We start from the raw sequence: 13,874 nt of genomic DNA, 5'->3' as shown, positions 1-13,874 counted from the left end.
CTCAGCGGACGATGGTGCCGGTCCGGCGGATCTTCCGCTGGAGCTGCAGGATGCCGTAAAGCAGCGCCTCGGCGGTGGGCGGGCAGCCGGGCACGTAGACGTCCACCGGCACCACGCGGTCGCAGCCGCGTACCACCGAATAGCCGAAGTGGTAGTAGCCCCCCCCGTTCGCGCAGGACCCCATGGAGATCACGTAGCGCGGCTCGGGCATCTGGTCGTAGATCTTGCGGAAGGCGGGCGCCATCTTGTTGGTCAGCGTCCCGGCCACGATGATGAGGTCCGACTGGCGCGGGCTCGCGCGGGGCGCCGTCCCGAAGCGTTCGAGGTCGTAGCGCGGCATGGAGGTGTGCATCATCTCGACCGCGCAGCACGCAAGCCCGAAGGTCATCCAGTGGAGCGAGCCCGTGCGCGCCCAGTTGATGATATCCGCCGTCGAGGTGACAAGGAATCCCTGGTCCTGCAGGTCCTTGTTCATCTCGCGGACCGTCACCTCGCGGTCGGCCCCGGCGGTGTAGAGCCCCGTCTGGACCCCCTGCACGGACAGGCCGCCCGTCTGGGGGCCGCCCTGCACGAGGCTGCCCCGGTTCATCTCCTCCTCGGTGGGGAGGATGACCTGCGGGCGGGTGTCGTCCTTCACTGCCATTCCAGGGCTCCCTTCTTCCATTCGTAGGCGAAGCCGACGGTCAGGACGGCGAGGAAGATCATCATCGACCAGAAGGCCGCCATCGACAGCTCCCCGAAGGCGGTGGCCCAGGGGAACAGGAACGCCACCTCCAGGTCGAAGATGATGAACAGGATGGACACGAGGTAGAACCTCACGTCGAATTTCATGCGGGCGTCGTCGAAGGCGTTGAAGCCGCATTCGTAGGCGGACACCTTCTCCGGGTCCGGGTTCCGCACGGCCAGGACCACCGCCGCGAGGATCAGGACGATCCCCAGCGCGACCGCCAGGCCGAGGAAGATGATGATGGGAAGGTATTCCCTCAGAAAGCCGTCGTCCACGCGCGCCTCCGGTCGGTAACGGGACGCCCTTGCGTCCATCCGGGGGCTTAGCGCCCGCCCCCGGCGCGGTCAACCGAGCCGCATCACGCCTTGGGGAGGACGGGGCGTCCCGGCCCTACCTGTCCCCCGGTCCGCCCTCCAGCTCCCGCCGCAGCTCCCCCAGCTCGCGGTCGAGAAAGAACGAGATCAGCGACCGGATCAGCACCAGGAGCCCGAGATACGCGAGGTCCGCGAGGGCGAGGCTCAGCGAGGTGTGGATGATGTCCGAGACGATCAGCAGCTCCAGCCCCGCCAGGATGTAGCGCCCCAGCTCCACCCGCTCGCGGTTGGTGCCCCGCAGCCGCCGCGCGTCGTCCCCCGACAGCTCGGCCCGCGTCACTCCGCCCACGAAGCGCAGCGCGCCGACCAGCAGCAGCAGGATCGCGAAAAGGTCGATCCCCGCCGCCACGTATTCGAGCGCCTCGACCAGCCAGCCGAAGTCCCGGTGGAGCACCCCCTCGCCGCGCCCGATCCGTGCCAGCGCTTCCATCAGCCGCCCCAGATCCGCGCCTCGGCCACCTCCAGGGAGTTGCCGGCCGGGTCGCGGAGGTAGATCGACCGTCCCCCGCGCGGCCAGTCCACCACCGCCTCGATGGGCAGGCCCGCCGCCTCCAGCCGCGCCCGCCACGTCTCGAGTCCCAGCGGCTCGGCCGCGAAGCAGAGGTGCCCCGGCCCCGTCGCGCCATGGGGCGGCACCGGCAGCGGCGCCTCGGGATCCACGACGGCGGTGGCGCGCGGGTCGAAGACCAGCAGCATCCCCGCCCCGCAGCGCAGGAACAGGTGCCGTCCCGCCTGCCGCCCGACGACCTCCAGCCCCATCACGCCCGCGTAGAACGATTCGGCGGCCGCCAGGTCCTCGGCGTAGATCGCCGTTTCCAGGATCAGGGCGGGCGGCTCGGGCTTGGGCATGGGGGCCTCCTCCGGGTTCCCCGACAGGCTGGCCCGCCCGCGCGTCCTGTCAAGCTAGCTCAGCAGCGCGGGAAGGATGCGGATGCGCCCGACCTCGCCCTCGTCCACCTCGATCGTCGCAGGCTCCGCCACGAAGCCCGCCGGCGGCCGCACGGTCACCACGTCCGGCGCCTCGCCGACGCCGTTCACCACCGCCACGCCGACGCGCATCCCATCGATCTCCAGCACGAAGTCCATCTGGATCGAGTTGCCGTGCGTCAGACGGTTGGTGAACACCACGTCGGCCGGGTGGTCCTCGCCGGGCGAGAGCTCCACGAAGGCGGTGCTGGTGCTGCCCCAGGCCCAGGCGGTGCGGCCGCCCTCGACATAGCCTTCCCCGGCGAAGGCGGCGAGGGGGATCAGCAGGAAGGCGGCCCCGAGGAGGCGGGGCGCCCGGAGGCGTGGCGGCATGACGGTTCTCCAGGGATGGCAGGGTCCTGCCGCCGCAACCCGGGTGCGGCGCGGCGGTTCGCCGACCGGCGGCGGGAGCCGATGGCGCGAACGTCGATGCCCGGAAATGCGGCAGACATGGAGCGACCCGATGTGGACTTGGGCGCGGGACTCGCGCCGGTTGCAGGGGGAACCGCCCCGCGGCCCCCGCGTTCCCGGCCCATGCGCCCCGCTCTCCTTCCCGTGATTCCCGCCCTGCTCCTCGCCTCCTCCCTTGCCGCGCAGGAGGTGGGCCGCGTCGGCGTGGACTGGGTCGGCAACGACATCCTGGTCGAGGCCCTGCCCGATCCCGGCGTCGAGGGCGTCACCTGCCACGTCGCCTACTTCGAGAGGTCGCTCATCGACCGCCTGTCCCAGGGCAACTGGTTCGAGGACCCGTCGAACAGCTCCATCGCCTGCCGCCAGACCGGCCCGATCACCCTCGGCGACATCGCGCGCGGCCCCGAGGGCGAGGAGATCTTCTCCGAACGCCAGTCGATCATCTTCAAGTCCCTCCGCATCACCCGCATCCACGACGAGGCCAACCAGGTCCTCATCTACCTGGTCCATGCGAACGAGGTGACCGAGGGCTCCGCCAAGATGTCCATCTCCAGCGTTCCCCTCTGGACCCCCGGCCCCCCCGCGCCCTGACCGCTCCGCGTCCGCCGCCGAGGGGGCCCCGCCCTTCAGGCACCCTGGGTGCTCTCAGTCAGCATGAAGTCCCGATCTGGGTCGGGTTGAGCCGGGAGGGCGGCCCGAATCATGGGATCATCTGAGGAGAGCCAGCATCCTGCGATCGGGCTCCGGTGCGAGGTGCTCGAAGGCTTGGCGCGGACCGGCTGGACGGCTATCCCGTGCCGGTCCGCAGGGGCGTGGACTCGCCCGGCCCATGACTGGGAGAGGCTCGGACGTTGGAGCCGGGACCTGTGGACGCTTCGCAACTCCCCTGTCGCCCGCGCGGTCGTCCGGGACCCTGGCGCACCCGCTCGCCGTAGCGCTCGGCCTGGAGCAGGTTGCGGAGCTTGCGGACCCACGTGCCGCTCACGTCGAGCTCGGCGGCGACGATGTCGTTGTCGGAGCGGGTGAGCTCGTCACGCCCGGCGTCGAGCATCGCGGCGCGCAGGAGGCTGCTCCAAGGCGGCTTCGGCCCGTGCCACGGCGGCCCCGGCCTCCTCGGCCAGCGCCTTGGCGCGGCGCGGCTCGGCCTTTGCGTCGTCCATGGGTAGGGGCTCCTGGGCGTGGGGATGTGGATCAGCTGCCCCGCGCCCGGACCGGCCCGCCGGGGACACCGGACCGGCCCTCGGGCGCGGGGGGAGCCACCGGCGGCGGATCGCACCGCCGGAGGAACGGGGGCGTCAGGGGCGCAGCGAGCCGGGCGGGAGCCCGAGCTGGCGGCAGAGCGCCACCTCGTCGGGGTCGCCTTCATGCACGCCCGCACTCGCGCTCTTCCCAACTGTGGCCCAAGGCGGCGGCCCGCTGCGGCAGAGCTAGATCGCAGGGGGCTTCAGAAGGTGCGCGCAAGGCGGGATGGACTTCGCCAGCAAGGTGTCGAAGCTGTCGGGGTCCTTGCGGCGCAACACCAGCGCCCAGTTCGTCGTGCTGCCGTTCAGGTACGAACGAGGCCGGTATGCCACGAGGCCGGGAACGACCCGAAGCTCGGGGAGCAGAGCATGCCCAAGACGCGCAAGCTCGACTCTGGCTTGAGCTAAGTGCCCGTCTCACCGTTTGCAATGAGCAGAGCGAACAAGATGGCCATGTTGAAGCCAGATCGCTCGACTCATCGATGACAATCGAGTCGGTGAGATTGTCTCCTTCAACGGAGATCAGAGCAGGTTCCTCACGCTCGACGAAGAACCGTCTTCTTGTTGTTCGACCCTACGGCTCGCCTTTGACCTTTGGCGCGGGCGCGATAGAACAAAGCATGAACACAGCCCTGTGAGTCGCCCGTGAACCTCTGGACCGCTTCGCCCTCCTTCGCCGCCGAGCCGCCTGCGGCCCTTGCCGAGGTCTTCGCGATGGGGACGGACGGGGCGGCCCCGGGTTTCGTGCTCGCCCATCTGACGCCGGGGGCGCGGGTGCTCTGGGTGCAGGACCGGCTGTCGCGGCGCGAGGGCGGGCGGCCCTACCTGCCGGGACTCACGGGCCTGCTCGGGGGGCCGCTCGAGCTGCTGCATCTGGAGGTGCCGCGCGCGGTCGACGTGCTCTGGGCCCTGGAGCAGGCGCTGGGCTGCGCCGCGCTGTCGGCTGTGGTGGGCGAGGTCTGGGGCGAGCCTGCCGCGCTCGACCTCACCGCCACCAAGCGGCTGGCGCTGCGGGCCGAGCGGGGCGGGGGGCGGGCCTGGCTCCTGCGCCGCGCCGCCGCGCCGGCCTTGAGCGCCGCGCGGGAGCGCTGGCGGGTGGCCGCCATGCCCTCGCCGCCCGCGCCCGACGACCCCCATGCCCCCGGCGAGGCGCTCTGGCGCGCGACGCGGTTCCGCAGCCGCCGGGGGGCGCTGGGCGAGTGGCTGGCGCGCCGCGACCCGGTGCAGAGGGGGATCGCCTTCCTGCGCCCGGGGGACGGGTGGGAGGCCTTGGGGGCGCAGGCCGCGCGGCCCGACCGCCGGAGCGCCTGACGCCATGGCAGGCCCCCGGTCCGGCGCCGCGATCCTGCCCTTCCCCCTCCGGGCGGCCCAGGGACGACCCGGCGCCGCCCCGCCCGGCACCGCCCCCCTCCCGGCGCGGCCCGGCTTCGAGCCCCCGGGCCGGAACCCGGCTAGGCCGCCCGGCCGCCGCTTCCTGTCTCTGGCGCTGCCCCGCTTCGCCATCGAGCGCCACCTGCGCCTCGTAGGCGCCTCCGAGGACGCGCTCCTCGCCCTTGCCACCCTCGGTCCCCACGGCCCCGTCATCCATGCCGCCACGCGGGCGGCCGATGCGGCGGGAGCGACGCCCGGCCTGCGCGTGGGGGACGCCCGCAGCGTCTGTCCTGTTCTGCGTGTCGAGGAGGCCGATCTCGCAGGTGACGCGCAAGCGCTGACCTCGCTCATGCTCTGGTCCCGCCGCTGGTGTCCCTGGACGGCGGTGGAGGAAACAGGCGGGCCGGGGCTCGTCCTCGACGTGACCGGCGCCGCGCATCTCTGGGGCGGGGAGGTCGCGCTCCTGCGGGAGATCGAGACGCGGCTCGCGGGCCTGGGGCTGAGCGCGCGTGTCGCCCTCGCGCCCACGCGGGGCGCGGCCTGGGCCCTGGCGCGCTTCGCCGGGCCGCGGGCGATCTGCGGGCCCGGGGAGATCGAGCCCCTGACGGCGCCGCTGCCCGTGCGGGCGCTGCGGCTCTCGCCCGGGACGGCGCTCCTCCTCCAGCGCCTGGGCCTTGGGACCGTGGGCGACCTCCTCGCGGTGCCACGCCCGGCCCTCGCGCGCCGCTTCGCCCGGGCTGCGCCGGAGGAGAACCCGCTCCTGCGCCTCGACCAGCTCACCGGGCGGCTGCCCGAGCCGCTCCCCTGGCCCAAGGAGCCGCCCCGCTTCGTCGCCCGGGCCACGCTCTCCGAGCCGGTGCAGGACCCCGCGCCGCTCCTGCCGCGCCTTGCGCAGGAGCTTTGCGCCAGGCTGGAGGCGAAGGGCTTCGGCGCCCGGCGCCTTCGGCTCGCGCTCTTCCGCACCGACGGCACCGTGGCCGGGGTCGAGGCCGCGACCGCCCGACCCACCCGCGACGCCGCCCACCTCGTCCGCCTGCTCGAGGGCCGCCTCGCGGGGCTCGACCCCGGCTTCGGCTTCGACCTCGCCACCCTCGCCGCGACCGAGGCGGAGCCGCTGGACGTGCGCCAGCCCGGCCTCGACGGCGCGCGCGACGAGGCCGAGGATCTCGCCCGCCTGCTGGATCGCCTGGGGGCCCGCTTCGGCCCGCGCGCGCTCTGCCGCCCCGTGCCGCGCGAGAGCCACATCCCCGAGCGCGCGCTGGTCTGGGTGCCGGCGCTGGGGAGCGAGCCGCCCGCCGGATCGTCGCCCATTGCGCCACCGGGCGCGCCGCCCTTTCCATCGCCGGGCGCGCCCCGCCCGCTCCTGCTCCTCGACCCGCCCGAGGAGGTCCGCGTCCTTTACGGCCTTCCCGACGGCCCGCCCGCGCAGTTCACCTGGCGGCGCGCCGCCCACCGCGTCGCCCGCTTCTCGGGGCCCGAGCGCATCGGCCCCGAATGGTGGCGCGACCCGCCCGGCACGCGCGCCCGCGACTACTGGCGCGTCGAGGACGGCGAGGGCCGGCGCTTCTGGCTCTTTCGCGAGGGCCGGCCGGGCGACGGACGGGGCGGCGCCCCGCGCTGGTTCCTCCACGGCCTCTTCGCCTGACGCCCATGCCCCTCAACGACCACCAGCACCCCAAGCGGACGCTGTCGGAGGACAGCGACATTTCCCCCAACCCCCGCGCGCCCTTCGTGGAGTTGGGGGTGGCCACCTGCTTCTCCTTCCTGCGCGGCGCCTCGGACGCGGTGGACCTCGCCACGACCGCTCACACCTTGGGCTACGACGCCCTGGGCTGCGCCGACCGCAACAGCCTCGCCGGGGCCGTCCGCCTGCACGTGGAGGCCAAGAAGGCCCGCCTGCGCCCCCTGATCGGCTGCCGCTTTGTCCTCGTCTCGGGCGACGAGATCCTGGCCTACCCCCGCGACCGCGACGCCTACGGGCGGCTGTCGCGGCTCCTGTCCAAGGGCAAGATGGCCACGCCCGAGGGCGCGTGGCAGCGCAAGGGCGCCTGCGACCTCACTCTCGACGACCTCGCCGCCCACGCCGAGGGGCTGCACCTCATCCTGATCCCACCCGCCGACCTCGACGGCCTTCCCCAGCGTCTCCGCGACCTGGCCCGCCGCCTGCCCGGCCTGCGGCACGTCGCGGCCTCCTACCTGTATCGTGGCGACGACCGGGCGCGGATCAACGCGCTCGCTCGCCTCGCCGCGCGCGAGGGCCTTGCGATCCTCGCCACGGGCGACGTGCTCTATCACACCCCCACGCGCCGCCCGCTCCAGGACGTGATGACCTGTATCCGGGAGGGGGTGCGCCTCGCCGAGGCCGGGTTCCTGCTGGAGCCCAACGCCGAGCGGCACCTGAAGTCCCCCGCCGAGATGGTCCGTCTCTTCGCCGAATGGCCCGAGGCGATCCGCGCCGCGCGCGAGGTGGCCGACGCCTGCGCCTTCTCGCTCGACGATCTGCGCTACGAGTATCCCCACGAGGTCGTCCCCCCGGGCGAGACGGCGCAGTCGCACCTCAAGGCGCTGACCCGGGCGGGCGCCGCGCGGCGCTATCCCGGGGGGGTGCCGCCCGAGGTGCAGGCCACGCTGGAGACGGAGCTCGACCTGATCGCGCGGCACAAGATCGCCCGCTACTTCCTGACCGTGCACGACATCGTCCGCTTCGCCCGCGAGGGGGACGGCTCGGGCGCCCCCTGGACGCCCATCCTCTGCCAGGGGCGCGGCTCGGCCGCGAACTCCGCCGTCTGCTACGCCCTCGGCATCACCGCCGTGGACCCCGCCACCCACCACCTCCTCATCGAGCGCTTCATCAGCGACGCCCGCATGGGCGAGCCTCCCGACATCGACGTGGACTTCGAGCACGAGCGGCGCGAGAAGGTGATCCAGCACATCTACGCCAGGTATGGCCGCGACCGCGCCGGGCTCTGCGCCACGGTGATCCACTACCGCCCGCGCTCGGCCATCCGCGAGGTGGGCAAGGTCCTGGGCCTCTCGGAGGACGTGACCGGCGCGCTGGCCAGGACCGTCTGGGGCTCCTGGGGGACGGAGGTGGCCGAGCGGAACGTGAAGGAGGCGGGCCTCGACCTCGCCGACCCCACGCTGCGCCTCGCCATCCGGCTCGCCTCCCAACTCATCGGGATGCCCCGGCATCTGAGCCAGCACGTCGGCGGCTTCGTCCTGACCGAGCGCCCGCTGACCGAGACCGTGCCCGTCGGCCACGGCGCCATGTTCGGGCGCTCCTTCATTGAATGGGACAAGGACGACATCGACGCGCTCGGCATCATGAAGGTCGATGTCCTGGCGCTGGGGATGCTCACCTGCCTGCGCAAGGCGCTCGACCTCGTGCGCGCCCATCACGGGCGCGACCTCGACCTCGCCTCCATTCCCCAGGAGGACCCCGCGACCTACGCCATGCTGTCGCGGGGCGACTCGGTGGGCGTGTTCCAGGTCGAGAGCCGCGCGCAGATGAACATGCTGCCCCGCATGCGCCCGCGCACCTTCTACGACCTCGTCATCGAGGTCGCCATCGTCCGCCCCGGCCCGATTCAAGGCGACATGGTCCACCCCTACCTGCGCCGGCGCGCAGGCCAGGAGGAGGTGCGCTACCCCTCGCCCGCCCCACCCCACCCGCCCGACGAGCTCAAGCGGATCCTCGGGCGCACCCTGGGCGTGCCCATCTTCCAGGAGCAGGCGATGAAGATCGCCATCGAGGCCGCGCGCTTCTCCCCCACCGAGGCGAACGAGCTGCGGAAAGCGATGGCCACCTTCCGCTCGCGCGGCCAGATCGACCGGCTCGAGGCGAAGATGGTGGGCCGCATGGTGGAGCGCGGCTACGATCCCGCCTTCGCCAAGCGCTGCTTCGACCAGATCCAAGGGTTCGGCGAGTATGGCTTCCCCGAGTCCCACGCCGCGAGCTTCGCGCTCCTCGTCTACGCCTCGGCCTGGCTCAAGTGCCACCATCCTGCAGCCTTCGGCGCGGCGCTCCTCAACTCCCAGCCCATGGGCTTCTACGCCCCCGCCCAGATCGTGCGCGACATGCAGGAGCACGGGGTCGAGATGCGCCCGCCCGACATCAACCACTCAGACTGGGACACGACGCTCGTCTCCGACGGGCGGGGCGGCGTAGTGGTGCGGCTGGGCCTGCGCCAGATCGGCGGCCTCGCCGAGGGCGTTGCCACCCGCCTCCTGGCCGCCCGCGATGAGCCCTTCCGCGACCTCGCCGACCTCCGGGCTCTCGCAGGCCTCCCGGTCGCCGTCCTGCGCCGCCTGGCCGAGGCCGACGCGCTGCGCTCGCTCGGCCTCGACCGCCGGCAGGCCCTGTGGGCAGTGGGCGGCCTGCGCGACGCCCCCGACCTGCCGCTGTTCCAGGGCGGCCCCGACGAGGGCGAGGAACCCGCCGTGGCCCTGCCGCCCATGGCCCTGCCCGAGCAGGTCGTCGCCGACTACCAGACGCTCCGGCTGTCGCTGAAGGCGCATCCCCTGAGCTTCCTGCGCCGCTCGCTCGACGCCCAGGGCTACCTTACGGCGCAGGACCTCGCCACCGCCCGCGACCGCCAGAAGGTCCGGCTCGCGGGCCTCGTCCTCGTCCGCCAGCGCCCCGGCTCGGCCAAGGGCACCTGCTTCATCACGCTGGAGGACGAGACCGGCACCATGAACCTCGTGATCTGGCCCAAGGTCATGGAGACTTACCGCAAGGTCGTCATGCAGGCCCGCCTCCTGGCCGTCGAAGGCCACGTCCAGCGCGAGGTCGAGATCGTCCACGTCGTGGCCGAGCGGCTCGTCGACCGCACCGACGCGCTGCTGCGCCTCGCCCCCGAAGGCCTCGCCCCCACGCTGTCCCACGCCGACGAGGTGGTCCGACCCGTCCAGGGCAGCGCGCGCAGCCCCCAGCCGGGGCACCCGAGGGATGTCCGAGTCGTGCCGGGGAGCCGGGATTTCCGCTAGATCGGCTGGACCGGCAGGCACGGATCTGGAGGGATCCATCCCCGGGACTGACCGGGCACTGGACGGATCCGGATCGAGCAGCACGGGGCCGTCTAGGACTTCGATGCTCCTCCAGGCGGTGCATCAGACCCGAGCACCGGATCTACGACGACACCGATCTTTCCGACCAACGACGAGTCCCGCCATCAGCATCGCGCCGTTCCCGTTCCCCTCGACATGGTTCGGGATCCGGCGCCCGGATGGTTCCCCACGGCGCTGCTGGGCTTGGTGGCGTGCCCCCGGCGGCGTCAGGCCCCCCGTGGACGGGCTTCTCGCGCCATGCTTCCATCCCCCTGCAGGTCGGCGGCTTGCGCTTTGGCGCTCTTCAGGGGTCTTTGCCTCCTGCCCGAAGTGGCGGCTTTGCGTGGGCGCGTTCCCGGATCCGGAGGTCCGGTGCGCGCGGTGGGTGGCGCACTCGGGCGAGCTGCGGCCCGACCCCGAGCAGATGATCCGTTTCCGGCGCAGGCGGTCATGATCCTGTTCCCCCGGATCCGCTGGTGGAGCAGGACCTGACCGGGATCGGTCAGGTGAGGCCCTCCAGTGCGTCAACACGCAGGTCCCATCTATGTCAGTCATGCTGTCCATATTGGCGGAGACGTTGTCCTTCGCGGCGGCGGAGATGCTCGACGACACCGGCGCGCAGGGCTCGATCCGGCGATCGGCAGGGCGGGCTTCCGGGCGCATGGATCGCCCTGTTCGGGCCGCCCTTGCTGGACGCGCAGCTCATCAAGGAGCGCTCCACCGGCGCGACGTGCTCGCGGCGGTCGAGGTCTGCGTCTGGACGGGCACGAGCTGGTCGATGGGCGCGTCGTGGTGGGTCTACCCGTCCGTCAGCGCCCGGCGGAGCGCCTGGACCGCAAGGAGCGTCGGTGGCGGATCCCGGTCGCCGACGATGGCGCGCAGGCACTCGACCCAGCCCCACTCGTTCCTGGTCAGCGGGCGGTCGTCGGGGACGCGGAAGCCCGCGACGACCGTCCTCGTGGTGGGGTCCGGGGCAGACTGCCGGCCCCCGATGGTCGGACGCCTCGCGCAGGGCCTCCAGCCACTCGGCCTCGTTGCGGGTCACGATGGCGTTGAAGATCTCCTCGATCTCGCGCGCCGTGGTGGCGTGGCCCTCCTGGTCGAGCGCCAACAAGTAAAGCCGGCGCGGGTCCACCTCGAGCGCCCGCGCCAGCGCCGCCACGCGGTCGAGGGCGAGCTTGGTCTGCCCGTTCTTGAGCATCGAGATCATGTTGGGATTGGGGAAGCCCGCCTCGCGGGCGACCTCCGTCTGGGTCTTGGTGGGCGCGAGCTCCGCGAGGCGGGCGCGAAGGAACGTGGCGAGGCGGCCGTGGCCGTGGTGGCCCAGCTTGTTGGTCATGGTCGTGTCCTGATGCTGAAGCGCAGCGATCTCGTCGCTGCACTTGAGTTATAGCGACACGACGACGGGGTGATGCTGGCGAACCCGGCGGCGAGCCGGCCGTCATGTCTTGTCCCCTTGGGTCCCCGTCGATGCGTTCCGCGTGCGTCAGGTCATGCGGCCGAAGAGGTTGCCGGACCCGACCGGCAACATGATGGCGAAGTGCATCTCCCGCGAGCGCTCCCATTCCCCTAGGTCGGGGACCTGCCAGCGCGTCATGCCCCGGCTGAGCTTCACCGCCTTGGGGAAGTCGCCGTCGCGCTTCCAGCGCCAGATGGCCTCGCGCGCCACGCCGTAGCGCTCGGCGGCCTGCTTGTCGGAGAGGTAGAGGGTGTTCGTCACCGTGCGATCCCGCTTGGAGTGGTGGCGATCCTGCCGACCACCTCTTGTAGCAAGATCTTCACGGGACGCCCCGGAGTTCACGGCGTCGTGAATGACCGGGCCCTTGGGCGACCTAGCAACTGGCAAGCAGGACCCGTCGACAAACAACCAGCACCTCTGATGATAGGGTGATGCGTGGGGAGCGCCCAAGGAGTTATGTTTTCCATTGTCATTCCAATGGGATGATGGCGGAGGAGGTGGGATTCTCTGCTTAAGGAGGACAACTAGCCATAACCATTGGAATATTGGGTTGTAGCAGCCCTAGCGTGGGTGGTAGACGTGGGTGGAATCGCTCTGCGGGGGGCTCTGATGCCGAGATACCTGATCCAGCGTCGTCGGGGGTGGTATGCTGTGTTGGAGATACCCAAAGACCTCCACAAGCACTTCAGGAAGAGCCGGTTCAAGGAAACCCTGAAAACCGACAGTCTTACTGTAGCTGAGAAGCGAGTTCTGCCCCTTATCGTTCAATGGCAACGAGAGATTGATCGCGTCCGAAAGGGCTTCCCTGCGAATAGCATTCAAGATGCACATAGAGAGGCCGATAAATTCAGACGCCAAGGAATCACAAACGAAGATATTATGGACATTGCTTATGATGCTCTGGTCACAATCAACGATCAGGGACAGTCAGGCTTTACCACAGAAGAGGATGAGAAGAAGTTTCTTGTAGCCATCCAAGAAGTCTTTCCCCTCGAAACCTACATAGAAGATTGGTATTCCTCCCTGAAGAATGAAGCCAAAACCAAAGAAATGAAGAAGGCCGATGTTCAACGATTTGTTAAAACTTTCCCGGATGCATTCAAGGCCACAGAACATTCCGTCATGCTTTGGGTGGAAGAAACCCTGATTGATAAGGATGGACTTGCTCCCGCCACTTGCCGTCGCATCATGTCTGCCTGTCGGGATTATTGGAAGTGGCTAGCTCGCTACAAAAGCCTCAAGGTTGCCTCCCCGTTCACTTCTGAGGTGGTGCCTAAGAAATATGCAAGCAAAGATAGACGGACAGCGGGAAACAAGAGAGCTGAGTTTTCGGTGGAAGACTATCATAAGCTTCTCAATGCCGTCCCAGAGAATGACGACGCTCTACGCGATTTGATTGTCCTTGGTGCCCACACAGGAGCAAGAATAGAGGAGCTTTGTAGCCTCACAACTGAGAACGTCACGAAGGATCGCCTCAAGATCGTAGAGTCAAAAACTGAAGAGGGCGTTCGTGAAATACCCATTCATTCAGAAATCAAGCAGCTTGTAGCCAAATTGAAAGAAGAGAGCAAAGACGGTTTTCTCATGTCAGGTCTGACCTTCAACAAGTATGGAGACAGATCAAATGCCATTGGCAAGAAGTTCGGACGTTTGAAGGAGAGCCTAGGGTTCGGGCGTTCCCATGTATTCCACTCATTCAGGAAGAGCGTTGCGCAACAACTAGAGGATGCAGAAGTGCTTGAGAACTTCTCTGCTAGATTACTTGGGCACAGGATAGCTACGATGTCGTATGGTCACTACTCAGGGAAATTGAGCTTCAAACGCCTACAAGAGACGATGGAGAAGGTAAGCTGGACGACATGACCCACAAGGGCACCAACCATCCCGCAGCATAGTAGCCGTTTCCAGCCCCGGAGCGGGCCATACAGCGATCTTCATGGGTGGGGACAGGGGAAGGTGGCCGAAGAGAGTTACGCCCCTCTGCGACAGCCTCCGCCCCTCGCTCCATGCCTTAGAGAGCCCCACACAGCGCCCTATCGGTCTAGCCGCCCCCTTGCCGCAGCCAAGCTACACACCTCCCCTCAGCGGCCCTCCTAAGCCTCTGCACCCTATACTGAGGGATCGTGTAGCTCCCCCTCCGATTGGATTGGCTCAAGCGTCCATCAGCGGGGGGCTCAGGGGACTTGTTGTTGCCCCTGAATGACCGGACAGGATCAGGTTGTTGTCTGATCCGCGATGAACTCGCGGGGTGATCTGTATCCGAGCGCCCGGTGGGGGTG

General features: G+C 69.7%; 14 protein-coding genes. 5 read left to right on the top strand and 9 right to left on the bottom strand.

The window, feature by feature from the left end; genetic code table 11:
- Position 1 precedes the first annotated feature (1 nt).
- From J2Z33_RS08510 to J2Z33_RS08490, 5 genes are all read right to left on the bottom strand, one after another.
- Positions 2–475 carry a NuoB/complex I 20 kDa subunit family protein gene (locus J2Z33_RS08510; RefSeq protein ID WP_209840176.1) on the bottom strand — a complete coding sequence of 158 codons (474 nt, stop codon included), beginning with the start codon at positions 473–475 and terminating at the stop codon, positions 2–4.
- Positions 476–633: 158 nt separating this feature from the next.
- Positions 634–1,002 carry an NADH-quinone oxidoreductase subunit A gene (locus J2Z33_RS08505; protein WP_342454153.1) on the bottom strand — a complete coding sequence of 123 codons (369 nt, stop codon included), beginning with the start codon at positions 1,000–1,002 and terminating at the stop codon, positions 634–636.
- 115 nt (positions 1,003–1,117) lie between these two features.
- The gene (locus tag J2Z33_RS08500; RefSeq protein ID WP_209839880.1) at positions 1,118–1,531 is read right to left on the bottom strand and encodes a DUF1622 domain-containing protein; all 414 of its coding nucleotides are present in this window, start codon (positions 1,529–1,531) and stop codon (positions 1,118–1,120) included.
- A complete protein-coding gene (locus J2Z33_RS08495; RefSeq protein WP_209839879.1) occupies positions 1,531–1,950 on the bottom strand; it encodes a VOC family protein in 420 nt (139 codons plus the stop codon). The genes J2Z33_RS08500 and J2Z33_RS08495 overlap by 1 nt, the downstream gene beginning before the upstream one ends.
- Before the next feature lie 54 nt (positions 1,951–2,004).
- The gene (locus J2Z33_RS08490; protein ID WP_209839878.1) at positions 2,005–2,400 is read right to left on the bottom strand and encodes a hypothetical protein; all 396 of its coding nucleotides are present in this window, start codon (positions 2,398–2,400) and stop codon (positions 2,005–2,007) included.
- 201 nt (positions 2,401–2,601) lie between these two features.
- On the opposite strand from J2Z33_RS08490, the gene J2Z33_RS08485 reads away from it, so the two are divergent.
- The gene (locus J2Z33_RS08485) at positions 2,602–3,069 is read left to right on the top strand and encodes a CreA family protein (protein WP_209839877.1); all 468 of its coding nucleotides are present in this window, start codon (positions 2,602–2,604) and stop codon (positions 3,067–3,069) included.
- A 196-nt stretch (positions 3,070–3,265) separates the two neighbouring features.
- Here J2Z33_RS08485 and J2Z33_RS08480 read toward each other — a convergent pair whose 3' ends face one another.
- Complete coding sequence (locus J2Z33_RS08480; protein WP_209839876.1) at positions 3,266–3,529, bottom strand: hypothetical protein; 264 nt, start codon at positions 3,527–3,529, stop codon at positions 3,266–3,268.
- On the bottom strand, positions 3,510–3,638 hold the full coding sequence (locus J2Z33_RS18680; protein ID WP_280922890.1) for a hypothetical protein: 129 nt from the start codon (positions 3,636–3,638) through the stop codon (positions 3,510–3,512). Before J2Z33_RS18680 ends, J2Z33_RS08480 begins: the two co-directional genes overlap by 20 nt.
- Before the next feature lie 726 nt (positions 3,639–4,364).
- Between J2Z33_RS18680 and J2Z33_RS08475 the strand changes: the two genes are divergently transcribed.
- From J2Z33_RS08475 to J2Z33_RS08465, 3 genes are read left to right on the top strand one after another with little or no spacing between them, the layout of a single operon-like run.
- On the top strand, positions 4,365–5,030 hold the full coding sequence (locus J2Z33_RS08475) for a hypothetical protein (RefSeq protein ID WP_209839875.1): 666 nt from the start codon (positions 4,365–4,367) through the stop codon (positions 5,028–5,030).
- A 4-nt stretch (positions 5,031–5,034) separates the two neighbouring features.
- A complete protein-coding gene (locus J2Z33_RS08470; RefSeq protein WP_209839873.1) occupies positions 5,035–6,735 on the top strand; it encodes a Y-family DNA polymerase in 1,701 nt (566 codons plus the stop codon).
- Positions 6,736–6,740: 5 nt separating this feature from the next.
- A complete protein-coding gene (locus tag J2Z33_RS08465; protein WP_209839872.1) occupies positions 6,741–10,076 on the top strand; it encodes an error-prone DNA polymerase in 3,336 nt (1,111 codons plus the stop codon).
- A gap of 607 nt (positions 10,077–10,683) precedes the next feature.
- Here J2Z33_RS08465 and J2Z33_RS08460 read toward each other — a convergent pair.
- Complete coding sequence (locus J2Z33_RS08460; protein ID WP_209839871.1) at positions 10,684–11,475, bottom strand: helix-turn-helix domain-containing protein; 792 nt, start codon at positions 11,473–11,475, stop codon at positions 10,684–10,686.
- A 147-nt stretch (positions 11,476–11,622) separates the two neighbouring features.
- Positions 11,623–11,856 carry a helix-turn-helix transcriptional regulator gene (locus J2Z33_RS08455; RefSeq protein WP_209839870.1) on the bottom strand — a complete coding sequence of 78 codons (234 nt, stop codon included), beginning with the start codon at positions 11,854–11,856 and terminating at the stop codon, positions 11,623–11,625.
- Between the two features lie 348 nt (positions 11,857–12,204).
- On the opposite strand from J2Z33_RS08455, the gene J2Z33_RS08450 reads away from it, so the two are divergent.
- A complete protein-coding gene (locus tag J2Z33_RS08450; RefSeq protein ID WP_209839869.1) occupies positions 12,205–13,458 on the top strand; it encodes a DUF6538 domain-containing protein in 1,254 nt (417 codons plus the stop codon).
- Positions 13,459–13,874 lie beyond the last annotated feature (416 nt).

Source organism: Rubellimicrobium aerolatum (assembly GCF_017872975.1).
Lineage (GTDB): Bacteria > Pseudomonadota > Alphaproteobacteria > Rhodobacterales > Rhodobacteraceae > Rubellimicrobium > Rubellimicrobium aerolatum.
The sequence above is the reverse complement of the archived record's forward strand: the minus strand, read 5'-3'. Positions and strand labels throughout refer to the sequence as shown.

Bases quoted from the DNA above. Each gene is read 5' to 3' on its own strand.
- J2Z33_RS08460 (WP_209839871.1), bottom strand. From the start codon at position 11,475: ATGACCAACAAGCTGGGCCACCACGGCCACGGCCGCCTCGCCACGTTC.
- J2Z33_RS08510 (WP_209840176.1), bottom strand. From the start codon at position 475: ATGAACAAGGACCTGCAGGACCAGGGATTCCTTGTCACCTCGACGGCG.
- J2Z33_RS08480 (WP_209839876.1), bottom strand. From the start codon at position 3,529: ATGCTCGACGCCGGGCGTGACGAGCTCACCCGCTCCGACAACGACATC.
- J2Z33_RS08490 (WP_209839878.1), bottom strand. From the start codon at position 2,400: ATGCCGCCACGCCTCCGGGCGCCCCGCCTCCTCGGGGCCGCCTTCCTG.
- J2Z33_RS08470 (WP_209839873.1), top strand. From the start codon at position 5,035: ATGGCAGGCCCCCGGTCCGGCGCCGCGATCCTGCCCTTCCCCCTCCGG.
- J2Z33_RS08500 (WP_209839880.1), bottom strand. From the start codon at position 1,531: ATGGAAGCGCTGGCACGGATCGGGCGCGGCGAGGGGGTGCTCCACCGG.
- J2Z33_RS18680 (WP_280922890.1), bottom strand. From the start codon at position 3,638: ATGGACGACGCAAAGGCCGAGCCGCGCCGCGCCAAGGCGCTGGCCGAG.
- J2Z33_RS08450 (WP_209839869.1), top strand. From the start codon at position 12,205: ATGCCGAGATACCTGATCCAGCGTCGTCGGGGGTGGTATGCTGTGTTG.
- J2Z33_RS08465 (WP_209839872.1), top strand. From the start codon at position 6,741: ATGCCCCTCAACGACCACCAGCACCCCAAGCGGACGCTGTCGGAGGAC.
- J2Z33_RS08495 (WP_209839879.1), bottom strand. From the start codon at position 1,950: ATGCCCAAGCCCGAGCCGCCCGCCCTGATCCTGGAAACGGCGATCTAC.
- J2Z33_RS08485 (WP_209839877.1), top strand. From the start codon at position 2,602: ATGCGCCCCGCTCTCCTTCCCGTGATTCCCGCCCTGCTCCTCGCCTCC.